11 protein-coding genes are annotated in these 13961 nt (G+C 73.4%); 4 read left to right on the top strand and 7 right to left on the bottom strand.

Going from position 1 to position 13961, the window contains the following annotated elements:
* Positions 1–79: 79 nt before the first annotated feature.
* The 3 genes from OIU81_RS33390 to OIU81_RS33380 all read left to right on the top strand — a co-directional run bounded on the left by OIU81_RS33390 (position 80) and on the right by OIU81_RS33380 (position 3930).
* Positions 80–655: an Rv1733c family protein gene (locus OIU81_RS33390; RefSeq protein WP_329153841.1), complete on the top strand. Its 576-nt coding sequence runs from the start codon at positions 80–82 to the stop codon at positions 653–655.
* Positions 656–763: 108 nt separating this feature from the next.
* Entirely contained in the window at positions 764–1528 is a 765-nt protein-coding gene (locus tag OIU81_RS33385) for an HAD family hydrolase (protein ID WP_329153839.1), read from the top strand.
* Positions 1525–3930: a glycoside hydrolase family 65 protein gene (locus tag OIU81_RS33380; protein ID WP_329153838.1), complete on the top strand. Its 2406-nt coding sequence runs from the start codon at positions 1525–1527 to the stop codon at positions 3928–3930. The genes OIU81_RS33385 and OIU81_RS33380 overlap by 4 nt, the downstream gene beginning before the upstream one ends.
* Positions 3931–4016: 86 nt before the next feature.
* On the opposite strand, the gene OIU81_RS33375 is transcribed toward OIU81_RS33380, so the two are convergent.
* A complete protein-coding gene (locus tag OIU81_RS33375) occupies positions 4017–6362 on the bottom strand; it encodes a collagenase (protein WP_329153837.1) in 2346 nt (781 codons plus the stop codon).
* Between the two features lie 138 nt (positions 6363–6500).
* Between OIU81_RS33375 and OIU81_RS33370 the strand changes: the two genes are divergently transcribed.
* Complete coding sequence (locus OIU81_RS33370) at positions 6501–7886, top strand: aminopeptidase P family protein (RefSeq protein ID WP_329153835.1); 1386 nt, start codon at positions 6501–6503, stop codon at positions 7884–7886.
* 24 nt (positions 7887–7910) lie between these two features.
* Here OIU81_RS33370 and OIU81_RS33365 read toward each other — a convergent pair whose 3' ends face one another.
* The 6 genes from OIU81_RS33365 to OIU81_RS33340 form a co-directional block, all read right to left on the bottom strand.
* Positions 7911–8627, bottom strand: coding sequence for a GntR family transcriptional regulator (locus OIU81_RS33365; RefSeq protein WP_329153833.1), 717 nt, complete (start codon positions 8625–8627; stop codon positions 7911–7913).
* A gap of 99 nt (positions 8628–8726) precedes the next feature.
* Complete coding sequence (locus tag OIU81_RS33360; RefSeq protein WP_329153831.1) at positions 8727–9728, bottom strand: proline racemase family protein; 1002 nt, start codon at positions 9726–9728, stop codon at positions 8727–8729.
* An 11-nt stretch (positions 9729–9739) separates the two neighbouring features.
* A complete protein-coding gene (locus tag OIU81_RS33355; RefSeq protein ID WP_329153829.1) occupies positions 9740–10675 on the bottom strand; it encodes a dihydrodipicolinate synthase family protein in 936 nt (311 codons plus the stop codon).
* A gap of 70 nt (positions 10676–10745) precedes the next feature.
* On the bottom strand, positions 10746–12140 hold the full coding sequence (locus tag OIU81_RS33350) for an FAD/NAD(P)-dependent oxidoreductase (RefSeq protein WP_329153827.1): 1395 nt from the start codon (positions 12138–12140) through the stop codon (positions 10746–10748).
* Positions 12121–12477: a (2Fe-2S)-binding protein gene (locus OIU81_RS33345; protein ID WP_329153826.1), complete on the bottom strand. Its 357-nt coding sequence runs from the start codon at positions 12475–12477 to the stop codon at positions 12121–12123. The genes OIU81_RS33350 and OIU81_RS33345 overlap by 20 nt, the downstream gene beginning before the upstream one ends.
* A gap of 82 nt (positions 12478–12559) precedes the next feature.
* Positions 12560–13732 (bottom strand): NAD(P)/FAD-dependent oxidoreductase, encoded by a 1173-nt coding sequence (locus OIU81_RS33340; protein WP_329153825.1) that lies wholly within the window; start codon positions 13730–13732, stop codon positions 12560–12562.
* Positions 13733–13961: the final 229 nt, after the last annotated feature.

Here is a 13961-nt window from a genome sequence, read left to right as displayed (position 1 = left end):
CCCCCGTCGAGGGCCGTTCGGCCCCTGCTGGCGGCCGTGCGCGGCATGCCACAGTCGGGGCAGATGCAGGGGGTGCGTGATGACTCTCAGCGCATTGCTCCGGCCGTGGCGGCGCGGTCCGCTGCGCCGGCGGTCGGATGTGGCGGAGGCCTGGCTGGCGCTGGTCACCGGCGTGCTGATCGTGGTGGGCGCACCGGCCGCCGGACTCGCGGCCGGCCACGCGGTGGACGCCGGCGCGGCCCAGCAGCAACAGGGCCGGCACACCGTCGCGGCGGTGCTGACCGAGGACCCGCCGGCCCGCATCGGGGTGGACCTCACCGGTGGCCTCGGCACCCGCACCCACGCCACGGTGCGCTGGACGGCCGCCGACGGCCGGGCCCGGACGGGGCCGACGGCGGTGGCACCGGACCTGCGGGCCGGCGACCGGACGGCCGTCTGGCTCGACCGCCACGGGACGCTGATCCGCGACCCCGTCACACCGGGCCGGGCCTCCGGCGAGAGCATCGCGGTCGGCACCGTGACCGGGACCTCGGCCGGTCTGCTGCTCTTCGGCGCCGAGCGCGCCGGCCACGCCCTGCTGAACCGCCGGCGCTATGCCCAGTGGGAGCGGGAGTGGGCGGCCGAGGACCCCCGGTGGGGGCAGCCGGCGGCTTGACGCACGGCGGATCCGCCGCCGGGGACGGTTCCGGGGCCGCATGCGGCGCGCCCCCGGCCGGTAGCCGTGGTGCCATGGAAGGGACACTCCGACGAACGGAAAGTCACCATGACCGGTGCGCCGTCCCTGGCAGCGCCGCTGCGCTCGCTGCGGGCCGTGGTCTTCGACACCGACGGGGTCATCACCGACTCCGCCGCCGTGCACGCCGCGGCCTGGAAGGACGCCTTCGACGCGTGTCTGTCGGCCGCGGGCGGGCAGCGCCCCTTCGACCCGGTGGATGACTACCTGCGGTATGTCGACGGCCGCACGCGGGAGGACGGGGCGGCGGAGTTCCTGCGTGCGCGGGGCCTCGAACTGCCGCTCGGCGACGTGCACGACGCCCCGGGCACGGCCACCGTCCGCGCCGTCGCGGCCCGTAAGGACGAGCTGTTCACCGCGCGGCTGCACACCCGTCCCCTCGCCACCTGGCCCGGCACCGTGCGCCTGCTGCACGCGCTGCGGGACCTCGGGGTGCCGTGCGCCGCGGTCTCCGCGTCCCGCCATGCCACCGAGCTGCTCACCGCGGCCGAGGTGCGCCCGCTCTTCCACGCCGTGGTGGACGGCAACGAGGCGCACCGGCTGGGGCTGCCGGGCAAACCGGACCCGGCGCTCTTCATGGAGGCGGCCCGCCGGCTCGGGGTCCCGGCCCACGACACCGCCGTGGTGGAGGACGCCCTGGCCGGGGTCGAGGCCGGCCGCCGCGGTGGTTTCGGGCTGGTGGTGGGCGTGGACCGGACGGCCGGACCGCACAGCGCCGCCGCGCTGCGCCGGCGCGGCGCCGATGTGGTGGTGTCCGACCCCGGCGAGCTGCTGCTGCCCGGGGAGGGCGGATGACGCGCGCCTGGACCTGGTCGTACGAGGGGTACGACGCGGGCACCGAGCGGCTGCGTGAATCGCTCTGCGCGCTCGGCAACGGCTACTTCGCCACCCGCGGCGCGGCGTCCGAGGTGCTCGGCGGCCCGGCGCACTACCCGGGCACCTACGCCGCCGGCTGCTACAACCGCCTCACCTCCACCGTCGACGGCCACACCGTCGAGAACGAGGACATGGTCAATCTGCCCAACTGGCTCCCGCTGCGCTACCGGATCTGCCCCGCCGGCTCGGCCCCCGGCCCCTGGCTCTCCCCCGACCACCCCTTTCTGACGGAGCACCGGCAGACCCTGGACCTGCGGCACGGCACCCTGACCCGCTGGTCGGCCTACGAGGACGAGGCCGGACGGCGCCTGTGCGTGGAACAGGGCCGCCTGGTGCACATGGGGGATCCCCATCTGGCCGCGATGCGCACCTGTTTCACCGCGCACGGCTGGTCGGGGGCGGTGGAGGTGGAGTCGGGGATCGACGGCGCGGTCCGCAACGCCGGTATCGCGCGCTACCGCGCGCTGGCCGACCAGCACCTGACGGGCTGGGAGACCGGTGACGAGCGGCCGGACACGGTGTGGCTGACCTGCCGGACCCTCGACTCGGACATCCGGATCGCGCTGGCCGCCCGGACCCGCGCCTCCGCCGGCCGCGACGGGATGCCCCGGCCGCAGCTGTCCGCCCTGCGCGCCTTCCACTCGCTGGTGCTGCCGGTCACCGCCGGCACCCCCGCGGTCGTGGAGAAGACGGTGGCGCTGTACACCTCCCGCGACCCGGCGATCGACAGCCCGCTGCACGCGGCGGTGGACGGGGTGGCCCTGGCCCCGCATTTCCGGCAGCTGCGGGCGTCGCACCGCCGCGCCTGGGACAACCTGTGGCGCCAGGCCCGGCTGGAGGTTCCCGGGGAGGCCGGCGGCATCCTGCGGCTGCACCTCTTCCATCTGCTGCAGACCCTCTCCCCGCACACCGCGGAGCTGGACGTCGGGGTGCCGGCCCGAGGTCTGCACGGTGAGGCCTACCGCGGGCACGTCTTCTGGGACGAGCTGTTCGTGCTGCCGTTCTTGAACCTGCACCTGCCGCAGGTCTCCCGTGCCCTGCTCGACTACCGCTACCGCCGGCTGCCCGCCGCCTGCCATGCGGCAGGGGAGGCCGGCCGCGCCGGGGCGATGTACCCCTGGCAGAGCGCCGGTGACGGCCGGGAGGAGACCCAGCAGTTCCATCTCAACCCGCGTTCGGGGCACTGGCTGCCCGACCGCTCCCGGCTCCAGCACCACGTCGGATCGGCGATCGCCTACAACGTGTGGCAGTACGGACAGGCCAGCGGCGACACGGAGTTCCTGCACACCAGGGGCGCGGAGATGCTCGTGCAGATCGCCCGCTTCTGGGCGTCGGCCGCGGACTGGGACGCCGCCCTCGGCCGGTACCGGATCCGCGGGGTCGTCGGTCCCGACGAGTACCACGACGCCTATCCGGGAGCCGCCGAGGCGGGGGTGGACGACAACGCCTACACCAACGTCACCGCGGCCTGGGTGCTGTTGCGCGCCCGCGAACTGTGCCACACGCTTCCCGAGGCCACACAGCGGCAGCTGTCCGAGCGTCTCCAGCTCGCCCCGGAGGAGCCCGAGCGCTGGGACGACATCGCCCACCGGCTCCATGTGCCCTACCACCGCGGCGTGATCAGCCAGTTCGCCGGGTACGAGGAGCTCGCCGAGCTCGACTGGGCGGACTACCGGCGGCGCTACGGGGACATCCGACGGCTGGACCGGATCCTGGAGGCGGAGGGCGACACGGTCAACCGCTATCAGGCCTCCAAACAGGCCGATGTGCTGATGCTGGGCTATCTGTTCTCGCCGGCCGAACTCGCCTCGGTGTTCCGGCTGCTGGGCTGTCCGCTCGACGACGACATCTGGCACGCCACCGTCGACCACTATCTGCACCGCACCAGCCACGGCTCCACGCTCAGCGCCCTGGTCCACGCCTGGGTCCTGGCCCGGGTCCACCGTCCGGATGCCTGGACGTACTGCGAGGAGGCGCTGACCGGGGACGTGGCGGACGTCCAGGGCGGCACCACCGCGGAGGGCATCCACCTGGGGGCGATGGCCGGCACCCTGGATTTCGTCCAGCGCGGCATGACCGGCCTGGAGACCCGCGACCAGGCCCTGTGGCTCGACCCGGCACCGCTGCCCGAGCTGTCGAAATTCGGGGTGCGCATCCGCTACCGCCGCCACTGGGACATCGATCTGCGCATCCGTGCCGAGCAGGTGCGGATCGCGGTACCGGCCTCCGAGAACGCCCCGGTGCGGGTGAGACTGCGCGAGCGCTCCTTCGCGCTGGCCCCCGGCACGTCCCGCCGGCTCGACCTGCCCGAGGATCCCTGACGCGGGGCCGGCCGGCCCCGCGGGTGGCGTGCAGGGCACGGCTCGTGCGGCGGACGAGCCGTGCCACCGCCGGGCGTGGGGCGCCGTCAGCGTCGCAGCGGACCCTCACAGCTGAAGTCCGCGCTGCCGGCCCGGCCCGAGGACCAGATGTCGGTGGGCCCGAAGAAGCAGTTCATGTCGGTGAAGTTGTTCCCGGCGGGCTTGGTGCGTTCGAGGATGAAGTAGTCGACGGTGCCGGCCATGTCCTTGAAGACCTGGTCGGAGCTGCCGGAGTTGTTGAGGTTGGCGGTGATCCGGCCGGTGCACAGGAAGCGGCCCATGCCGGGGTCGCCCTCGTCCTTGCAGGTGGGTGTGTTGGCGGTGGCGGCGGCGAAGGCGCTGCGGACCTCGTCGGGGGTGGCGAACTTCAGCGAGGCGTTCGGGGTGAACGTCGTGTTCGGCACATAGAGGTCGTCGAGGTGGGCGATCTGGGTGTCGAGGAAGGCGTTGTACTCCTGCTGGAGTCCCGCGTCGGCTCCCATGCGGTTGCGCCAGGCGTCGAACGCGGCCGGGTCGTTGTCCCGCAGATGCCGGTACATCTCCTGGAGCAGCGCCGGGTGCGCGCGCCACAGGAACTCGAAGAACGTCCCGGCGTAGGAGTAGAACCTGAAGCCGTCCTTGTCGTAGGTCGCGTGCAGCATCTGGTCGATGGTCATGCGGGGGGTGCCGCCGGAGGTGTCCGCGATGATGTCGCGGACGAGGGACTTGCGCACGGCGATGCCCTGGTCGCGGGTCGAGCCGTCGAAGAACTCGGCGCTGCCCTCGTCCATGGCGGTGGTGCGGTCGCCCTCGTACCAGGGGCCCTCACCGAAGAAGCCGGGTACGGCGAAGCGGCCGTTGAGGTAGTGGACGTACTCGTGCCGGAAGAGTTCTTCGAGGGTGAGGGTGGAGTCCTGGGGGACGCGGCGCTGGTAGGTGTAGAAGGTCGCGCCCTGCTCTATGTAGACGCCGCCGTTGTTGGTGCCCATGCCGGTGAGCAGCGGGTGGTAGACCTCGTAGTCGTGGCGTGAGGCGTACAGCACGATGGTGAGCGTGGTGTTGGGGTCGCCGGCCAGCGGCGTCTCGGTGCCGATCACCCGGTGGAACTGCGCCTTGACCTGCTTGGACGCATAGTAGAGCTGGTCGACGACGGAGCGGTCGAGGGCGGTGCGGACCTTGATGCCGCCGTTGTCGTAGGTGTACGTGTGCGGGAAGATCCGCTTTTCGATGTCCTCCTTGCACACGTGGTACGGCTGGCAGGCGTTGAAGTAGGTCAGCCAGCTCGCGACCTTGGCCCAGGGCTCGCTGCCGTCGCCGAAGTTCTGGACGGTGGTGCCGAGGAGCGTGCCGAGGTCGGCGATGATGGCCCGCTTGAGGGAGGCGATCTCACCGAAGCGGCCGTACTCCCCGAGCGCATCGCGGACGACCCAGGCGTTGGGCGTGTCCTTGAGGTGGGTGTACTGGGCGAAGGCCTTGAAGGCGGCCCGGTATCCGGGGTCGGTGGCGGCCGCGTACTGGAACGCGGTGTCCTTGTTGCCGGGGTAGACCCCCAGGTAGTTCACGGAGAGCGCGGCGAGGGCGGCGTTGCCCCAGGACTGGTCCTTCTGGGTGGCGGTGTGCGCCGGGTCCATGGTGGCCAGGACCCGCTGGATCAGGTCGAGTTGATGCTGCCGCAGCCCCGGGGCGCTGGCGGCGTACAGGGCTTCGCGCAGGGTGTCGGCGTTGGTGCGGGTGACGTCGAAGGTGTGGGCCGCGCCGCCGAAGGCGTCGACCGCGCGCCGTACGGCGTCGACGGTGGGGGCGTCGGTGGTGTCGATCTCGTCGTGCGAGAAGTCCTGGTAGGCCACCGCGTGCAGATACGTGAACATCTCGTACAGATGGCTGGTGTTCTTGCCGTCGTGGGCGGCGGCCAGGCCGCTGATGCGGTGTGCCACGGCCTGGACGTGGGCGTCGGACATGACGGGGATCAGCCGGGGGTCCCAGGTCCACAGGAGGCTGCGCAGGCAGTCGTCGGCGGTGACGGCCGGGTCGGCGAGGAAGTCCGCGAACTGCTCGGGGCTCAGGCCGGTGATGCCGTCGAGGGTGCAGGGGGCGACCGCGGATCTCCCCCGGTGCGGCGCGGTGGGCGGCTTGGTCTGCGGTCCCGGGATGCCGCCCTTGCCGACGAGGGAGCGGGGCGCCGGCGCGGGCGCGGCGAAGAACTCGGGTGTTCTGGCCAGGCGTTGGACCTGGTCGAAGGGGTTGGCGGAGGCCACCGACGGCCGGGGTGCGGCCGGCTGCGCCTGGTGCGACCGTGCGGGGACGACGGACGGGTGGGGTGCGGCGGCCCGGGCCGGCTGGACGGTGGGCAGGGCGAGGGTCGCCGCGAGGCTCGCGGCCAACAGGAAGCTGCGCGGCAGACGCGAAGGGGGCACCTGAACCTCCGGAAGGGGGTGGGGGGTTGGGTGGAGGTCGAGGCCGTGGCCTTCACTCCACAAGGTGTGACCCATAACATAGTAATGTGAAATTGCACTGACAAGGCTTCAGGAACTTTCTTTCCCGGAGGTGTCCACATGACCTTGGAACACACCCAACTCCACACCGGCAGCCACGACTTGCCGGTTTCGGGCGCCCTCGCCGACTTCATGACCGGCGGATGGGCCACGCCCCCGCCCCCGGACGGCACCCGCGTCCCCGGCTTCGCGCACTTCGCCGGCCGCCGGGCCCGCCTCGCCGCGCGCTTCCCCGGCGAGCGACTGCTCGTGCCCGCCGGGGAGTTGCGGGTCCGCTCCCACGACTGCGACCACCGCTTCCGGCCGCACAGCGCGTACGCCTGGCTGACCGGGCTGACCGGCGAGGACCAGCCGGGCCATGTCCTGGTGCTGGAACCGGACGGCGAGGCGGTGCTCCATCTGCGGCCGCGGCCCCCGCGGGACGCCGGCGGCGCGTTCTACCGGGACCGCAAGTACGGCGAGTTCTGGGTGGGCCGCCGCCCCGATCTGGCCGAGGCCGAACGCCTCACCGGCCTGCGCTGTGCGCATCTGGACGACCTGGCCCGTCACGGCTCCGCCCGGAACGCGGCCCACGACGCCGAACTCGCCACCGTGCTGAGCGAGTTGCGGCTGGAGAAGGACCCCTGGGAGGTGGCGCAGCTACAGCAGGCCGTCGACCACACCGTCACCGGCTTCGAGGACGTCGTACGGTCCCTCCCCGCAGCCCTGCGCCACCCGCGCGGCGAACGCTGGATCGAGGGCGTCTTCCAGCTGCGCGCCCGCGCCGAGGGCAACGGCACCGGCTACGAGACCATCGCGGCCGCCGGCGCCCACGCCTGCGTGCTCCACTGGATCCGCAACGACGGCCCGCTCGACCCGGAGCAGTTGCTGCTGCTCGACGCGGGGGTGGAGACCGACGCGCTGTACACCGCCGATGTCACCCGCACCCTGCCGCTCTCCGGGCGCTTCTCCCCCGTGCAGCGCCGGGTGTACGAGCTGGTGCTCACCGCGCAGGACGCGGGGATCGCCGCCCTCAAGCCGGGCGCCAGCTTCCGCGACTTCCACCGGGCCTGCTCGGGCGTCCTGGCCGAGGGCCTGGCCGAATGGGGGGTGCTGCGCATCCCGGCGGCACAGGCGCTCGCGGCCGACAGCGGCCTGTACCGGCGTTACACCCTGTGCAGTTCCGGCCATATGCTCGGGCTCGATGTCCACGACTGCGGCCGGGCCCGCGCCGAGCAGTATCTCGACGGTGTCCTGACGGAGGGGCAGGTCCTCACGGTCGAACCGGGGCTCTATCTCCAGCCCGACGACGAGACCCTGCCGCGGGAACTGCGCGGCATCGGGGTCCGTATCGAGGACGATCTGGTGATCACGGCGGACGGTGCCCGGCTGATGTCGGGCGCACTGCCGCGCACCGCCGACGGGGTGGAGGAGTGGATGGACGGGCTGCTGACCGGAAGCGTCTGACCCGGGGGCCGCGCCCCGCCCCGGTCAGCCCTGGCGGACGCGCCGCTCGCCCTGAGGGCGCGGCAGCAGCGGTTCCTCGCGTGCCCGTGCCCACAGTGAGCGGACATGGCCGAGGTGGCGGGCCATACAGGCCTCGGCCGCCTCGGCATCGCCGGTCAGCATCACGTCGAGGAGTTCCCCGTGCTCCTCGGCGGAGGGCAGCAGCTGGTCGCGCTCGTCGAGGCGGGTGAGGCCGTAGAGGCGGGAGCGTTTGCGCAGTTCGCCGACCGTCTCGACGAGGCGCTCGTTGCCGCTGAGGCCGAGCAGCGCGAGATGGAAGCGGCGGTCGGCCTCCAGATAGCCGATCAGGTCGTGGGCGCGGGCGGCGGCGACGATCTCCAGGGCGGCCGGGCGGAGGGCTTCGAGCTGGTCCCGGCCGGCGGTGCGGGTGACCTGGCCGATGACCGGGACCTCGATCAGCGCACGGATCTCGGTGTACTGATCGAGGTCGCGCTCGCTCACCTCGGTGATCCGGAAGCCCTTGTTGCGCACCGGTTCGACCAGGCCCTCCCGGGCCAGATCGAGCATCGCCTCACGCACCGGGGTGGCGGAGACCCCGAAGTCCGCGGCGAGGCCCGGGGCCGAGTAGACCGATCCCGGGCGGAGTTCGCCCGCTATCAGGGCCGCACGCAGCTGATGGGCGACCTGATCGCGGAGTCGCTCCTGCGCGGTGATCAGGCTGCGGTGCTTGAGTTCACCCATCGTGGTCCTCCGAGTTGCTGCGGAGTGCCAGCGTACAATGTCACGTTGCGCGAACTGCCTGGTGGCGGCGGCCGGTCCGCCGCCCCGGCCGGGCGGCACTCAGAGCAGGAACCCCGCGGGGAACGGGTCGGACGGATCGAGGAAGTACTGCGCGGTGCCGGTCACCCAGGCCCGTCCGGTGACGGTGGGGACGACGGCCGGCCGCCCGCCGACCGTGGTCCGTGCCACGAGCCGGCCGGTGAACTCCGTCCCGATGAAGGACTCGTTGACGAAGTCCTGGCCCAGGAAGAGGTCCCCGCGGGCATGCAGCTGCGCCATCCGCGCGGAGGTGCCGGTGCCGCAGGGTGAGCGGTCGAACCAGCCGGGATGGATGGCCATCGCGTGCCGGGAGCGGGTGGCGCTGGATCCCGGTGCGGCGAAGTAGACGTGCTTGAGGCCGCCGATCCGCTCGTCCTCGGGATGGACCGGCCGGTCGGTGGTGTTCACGGCGTCCATGAGGGCGAGTCCGGCGGCCAGGATGTCGTTCTTGCGGTCCCGGTCGAAGGGCAGCCCGACGCTGTCCAGCGGCAGGATGGCGTAGAAGTTGCCGCCGTAGGCGAGGTCATAGCTGAGCGTGCCGTAGCCGGGGACGGTGACCTTGCGGTCGAGTCCGGCGCAGAACGCGGGCACGTTGGTGAGGGTGACGGCCGTCGCCGCCCCGTCCGTGACCTGTACCTCGGCGGTGACGAGTCCGGCCGGGGTGTCGAGGCGCACCGTGGTCACCGGCTCGCACACCTCCACCATGCCGGTCTCGACGAGGACGGTGGCCACCCCGATCGTGCCGTGTCCGCACATCGGCAGATAGCCGGACACCTCGATGAACAGCACACCCCAGTCGGCGTCGGGACGGGCCGGCGGCTGGAGTATCGCCCCGCTCATGGCGGCATGGCCGCGCGGCTCGTACATCAGCAGCGTCCGGATGTCGTCGCGGTGTTCGGCCAGGTGCAGCCGGCGCTCGGCCATGGTGGCGCCGGGGAGGGTGCCGACGCCACCGGTGATGACGCGGGTGGGCATGCCCTCGGTGTGGGAGTCGACGGCGTGGAAGACATGGCGGGTGCGCATGGGGGGTCCTCTCAGTGGTGGCCGTCGGCGAGGAGCTTCTCGGTGGCGGCGCGCAGCTGGGCCGACTGCCCGGCGGGCAGCGGGAAGCGGGGCGGGCGGGTCGGTCCGCCGCGGTGTCCGGCGAGGTCCATCGAGAGCTTGATCGCCTGCACGAATTCGGGCTTGGAGTCCCAGCGCAGCAGCGGGTGCAGGGCGCGGTAGAGCGGCAGCGCGGTGTCGAGGTCCTGGGCGACGGCGGCCCGGTAGAGGGCGCCGCAGGCCTCCGGCAGCGCGTTGGGATAGCCCGCGACCCAGCCGACGGCGCCGGCGAGGGCCAGTTCGAGCAGGACGTCGTCGGCCCCGATCAACAGGTCGAGTTCCGGGGCGACTTCGGCGATCTCGTACGCCCTGCGCACATCTCCGCTGAATTCCTTGACGGCGACGATGCTGCCGTCGGCGTGCAGCTCGGCGAGGAGGCGCGGGGTGAGGTCGACCTTGGTGTCGAAGGGGTTGTTGTAGGCGACGACGGGCAGACCGACCGCGGCCACCTCGGCGAAGTGGGCGCGGACCGCTGCCGCATCGGCACGGTAGGCGTTGGGCGGCAGCAGCAGGACGGAGCCGGCGCCCGCCTCGGCGGCCTGCTCGGCCCAGCGGCACGCGGCGGCACTGTCGTACGCGGAGACGCCCGGCATCACCCGCTCGCCCGCACCGCCGGCGGCCGCAACGGCGGTCCGCACGACACGGGCGCGCTCGTCGTCGGTCAGCGTCTGGTACTCGCCGAGGGAGCCGTTGGGGACGACGCCGTCACAGCCGGCCGCGAGCAGCCGGGCGACCTGGGCGGCGTAGGCGTCGTGGTCGACGGAGAGCTCGTCACGGGAGAGGCGGGAGGGGCGAGGGGAGTGGGAGGGGCGGAAGGGGAGGGTGGTGGCGACCATGATGCCGTGCCAGGGACGGGTACGGAGGACCATGTGCTGTCTCCTTCTATGAGGTGTGACATTTTACTGAGCTGTAGCGGATTGCCAAGGCCGTCGGCACGAACTACCGGTCTTCGCGGGCGAGTTCCCCCAGCGTGACAGGACAGGCGAGCAGCCGGCGGCCGGCCGCGGGCTCGCTCTCCCCCGCGAGGTGCGCCACGGCGGGACCGCACACCCGGCTCTGGCACCAGCCCATTCCGGCGCGGGTGAGCAGTTTGACGGTACGGGTGTCGCGGGCCCCGAGTCCGCCGACGGCCTCCCGGATTTGTCCGGCCGTGACCTCCTCGCAGCGGCAGACCTCGGTGTCCGCGCCCAGCCAGTCGGACCAGCCGGCCCGCGGCGCATGGGCGGCGGCCATGACCCCGGCGAACCGCCGCAAACGGTCCCGGCGCCGCCGCAGCACCCCGCCGACGGCCCGCCGCGCGATGTCGTACGCCGCCACCTCGCCCTCGGTCAGCGCGAGTTCGACACCTCCCACGCCCCCGGTCTCGCCGGCGGCCCAGACTCCGTCGACCGAGGTCCGCTGCCGGCCGTCGAGCACCAGCGCGGCGGTGCCGTCGGGAGTGCGGCGGGTCGCACAGCCCAGCGCGGTCGCCAGGTCCAGCTGCGGTACGAGTCCGTGCCCGACGGCGAGCGCGTCGCACGGGATGCGCAGCCCGGTCCCGGCGACCGGCCGCCAGTCCCGGTCGAGCCGGGTCAGCGTGACGGCCTCGACCCGGTCGGTGCCGTGCACGGCGGTGATCGCACTGTGGGTGCGCAGGCGGACGCCGTACCGGCGCAGGGTGACGGCGTGGCCGGCCCCTTCCGCGAGCTTGCGCGGGTTGGCGGCGAGCGTGCGCGGCACCCGGGCGTATCCGGCGTAGCCACCCGCCTCGACGACCACCGGCACCCTGGCCCCGGCAGCGGCCAGCGACCCGGCGACGGCGAGCAGCAGCGGCCCGCTGCCCGCGACCACGATCCGCCGCCCCGGCACCACCAGCCCCGCCTTCAGCATGGCCTGCGCACCGCCTGCGCCCACGACGCCGGGCACGGTCCAGCCGGGGAAGGGCAGTTGGCGCTCGTAGGCGCCGGTGGCGAGGAGCACTTTGTGCGCGGCCACCTCGGCCCGCGCCCCGGCCCCGTCGGGCCCGGTCGCCGCGTGCACGGCCCAGTGCGCCGCCTCCCGGGTGACGGCCCAGACGTGGTGCTCGGTGTAGTGGTGGATCCGGCCGGCCGCCCGGTGCGCGTCCAGCCGTCCGGCGCGCCGGGCGAACGCGCCCCAGGAGTGGTGCAGGGCCTGCGGGCGGGCCGCGCCCAGCCCGGCGGCCGGCTGCCGGTAGAACTGTCCGCCCGGCCGGGCGGCGGCATCGACCAGCGCGACGGTCAGCCCGAGGTCGGCGGCGGTGACGGCAGCGGCGAGCCCGGCCGGCCCCGCGCCGATGACGGCGAGATCATGGGTGTCAGACGGTGAGATCGGCACGCCCGTGTCCCTCCTGGGTGGTGATCGCGTCCCCCGGCCGGGCCGGCACCAGACAAGCCCGTTGATTGGGGGTGCCGTTGACGGTCGCCAGGCAGTCGAAACAGGAGCCGATCCCGCAGAACGCACCCCGCGCCCGGCCGCCCCGGCGCGTGGTCCGCCAGGAGAGCACCCCCGCGGCCCAGAGCGCGGCCGCGATGCTCTGCCCGGGCAGCGCCGACAGCGCCCGCCCGTCGAGCGTGATCTCGAAGGCCGGCCCTGGCGCGGCCCGTACGAGAGCGGCGGGGGTGGGGCGGGGGCGTCGGGGCTGGGGCCGGGGTCGAGGTCGGGGTCGGTTCATGCCGGGCTCCGGTGGGCGGGGTGACGGCGGCGGGGTGGGGATGCGGCGGGGCAGCGTATGGCGCGGCTCGGTTCATGCCGACTCATACCGACTCCGTCCCTTCGGTGAAGCGGTCCGGGCGGAACGGCCGGGCGTCCAGCGGGCCGGCGGTGTCCGTCAGCGCGGCGGCGATCAGCAGGCCCGTGGCCGGGGCGAGGCCGATGCCCGCGCCCTCGTGGCCGCAGGCGTGCAGCAGGCCCGGGGCGCGCGGGTCGGGGCCGATCGCCGGGAGGTGGTCCGGAAGGTAGGGACGGAAGCCCTGGTACGTACGGATCACCCGGACCTCCGCCAGGACGGGGAACAGGGCCGCCGCCTGGGCGGCGAGCCGGCGCAGTACGCCGGCCGAGAGCGTGCGGGCGAAGCCGACGCGTTCGCGGCTGGCGCCGATGAGCACCGGGCCTGCCGGGGTGCCCTCGACGACGGCGGAGGTCTGGAGCGCGGCCGAGCCGCTGGCCACGTCGGCGACATAGTCCGCGGCATACACCTTGCGGCGCACGACACGCGGCAACGCCTCGGTGACCAGCACATATCCGCGGCGCGGCAGGACAGGGACGGTCACCCCCGCGAGCGAGGCCAGCCGGCCGGCCCAGGTGCCGGTGGCATTCACGACGGCGGGGGCGAGGAGGTCGCCGCGCGGCGTACGGACGCCGCGGACCGCTCCGCCGGGCCCGCGCAGCACGGCCGTGACCTCGGCCCCCAGATGCAGTCGGGCGCCGGAGGCACGCAGCAGGTGGGCGGCGGCCAGCGCGGGCTGGACCTGCGCGTCCTGCGGATAGAGCACGCCGCCGGCGAGGCCGGGGGCCAGGTGGGGTTCGAGGTCCCGCAGCCGGTCGCCCGGGACGTCCGTGCTCTCCACCCCCTCTGCGCTCTGCGCCGCGCGGAAGGCACGCAGGGACGTCAGACCGGGCTCGTCGGCGGCGACGACCAGTCCGCCCTTCGTCTCGTACTCGATCTCCGGCGGGAGTTCGGCGGCCAGATCGCGCCACAGACCGGTGGAGAGCAGCGCGAGGGCGAGTTCCGGGCCCGGCTCCTTGTCGGAGACCAGCAGGTTCCCCTCGCCGGCGCCGGTGGTGCCGCCCGCGACGGGTCCGCGGTCGACCACGGCGACGGAGAGACCGGCACGGCCGGCGTAGAAGGCGCAGGCGGCGCCGACCACACCGGCCCCGACGATCACCACGTCCGGAGCGTCCAGAAGGCGTCTGTGTCTCGTGGGCACGTCAGTAATATGTCACACAACACACGCTGCGAAAAGGGTACTTCGTACACCTCCGCCGCGGACGGCCCGAGCCTGCCCCGCCGAACAAGATCTTGCCGTGGCCTCCCGCACGCGGATGCCTGCTCCACACTCCCCCACATCGCTGCGATTTGCCGGCTCTTGAGGTCGATTGGGCCGCTTGCCCCACCACTTGAGCAACCTTGGTGAGGACACTGTGACGATGAGCGCG

The sequence above is a fragment of the Streptomyces sp. NBC_01454 genome, from assembly GCF_036227565.1.
Classification (GTDB): Bacteria; Actinomycetota; Actinomycetes; order Streptomycetales; family Streptomycetaceae; genus Streptomyces.
The sequence above is the reverse complement of the archived record's forward strand: the minus strand, read 5'-3'. Positions and strand labels throughout refer to the sequence as shown.

What these genes read in the sequence shown, in the direction of transcription:
- OIU81_RS33390 (WP_329153841.1), top strand. Translation starts at nt 80, where the DNA reads ATGACTCTCAGCGCATTGCTCCGGCCGTGGCGGCGCGGTCCGCTGCGC.
- OIU81_RS33385 (WP_329153839.1), top strand. Translation starts at nt 764, where the DNA reads ATGACCGGTGCGCCGTCCCTGGCAGCGCCGCTGCGCTCGCTGCGGGCC.
- OIU81_RS33380 (WP_329153838.1), top strand. Translation starts at nt 1,525, where the DNA reads ATGACGCGCGCCTGGACCTGGTCGTACGAGGGGTACGACGCGGGCACC.
- OIU81_RS33370 (WP_329153835.1), top strand. Translation starts at nt 6,501, where the DNA reads ATGACCTTGGAACACACCCAACTCCACACCGGCAGCCACGACTTGCCG.
- OIU81_RS33365 (WP_329153833.1), bottom strand. Translation starts at nt 8,627, where the DNA reads ATGGGTGAACTCAAGCACCGCAGCCTGATCACCGCGCAGGAGCGACTC.
- OIU81_RS33360 (WP_329153831.1), bottom strand. Translation starts at nt 9,728, where the DNA reads ATGCGCACCCGCCATGTCTTCCACGCCGTCGACTCCCACACCGAGGGC.
- OIU81_RS33355 (WP_329153829.1), bottom strand. Translation starts at nt 10,675, where the DNA reads ATGGTCCTCCGTACCCGTCCCTGGCACGGCATCATGGTCGCCACCACC.
- OIU81_RS33345 (WP_329153826.1), bottom strand. Translation starts at nt 12,477, where the DNA reads ATGAACCGACCCCGACCTCGACCCCGGCCCCAGCCCCGACGCCCCCGC.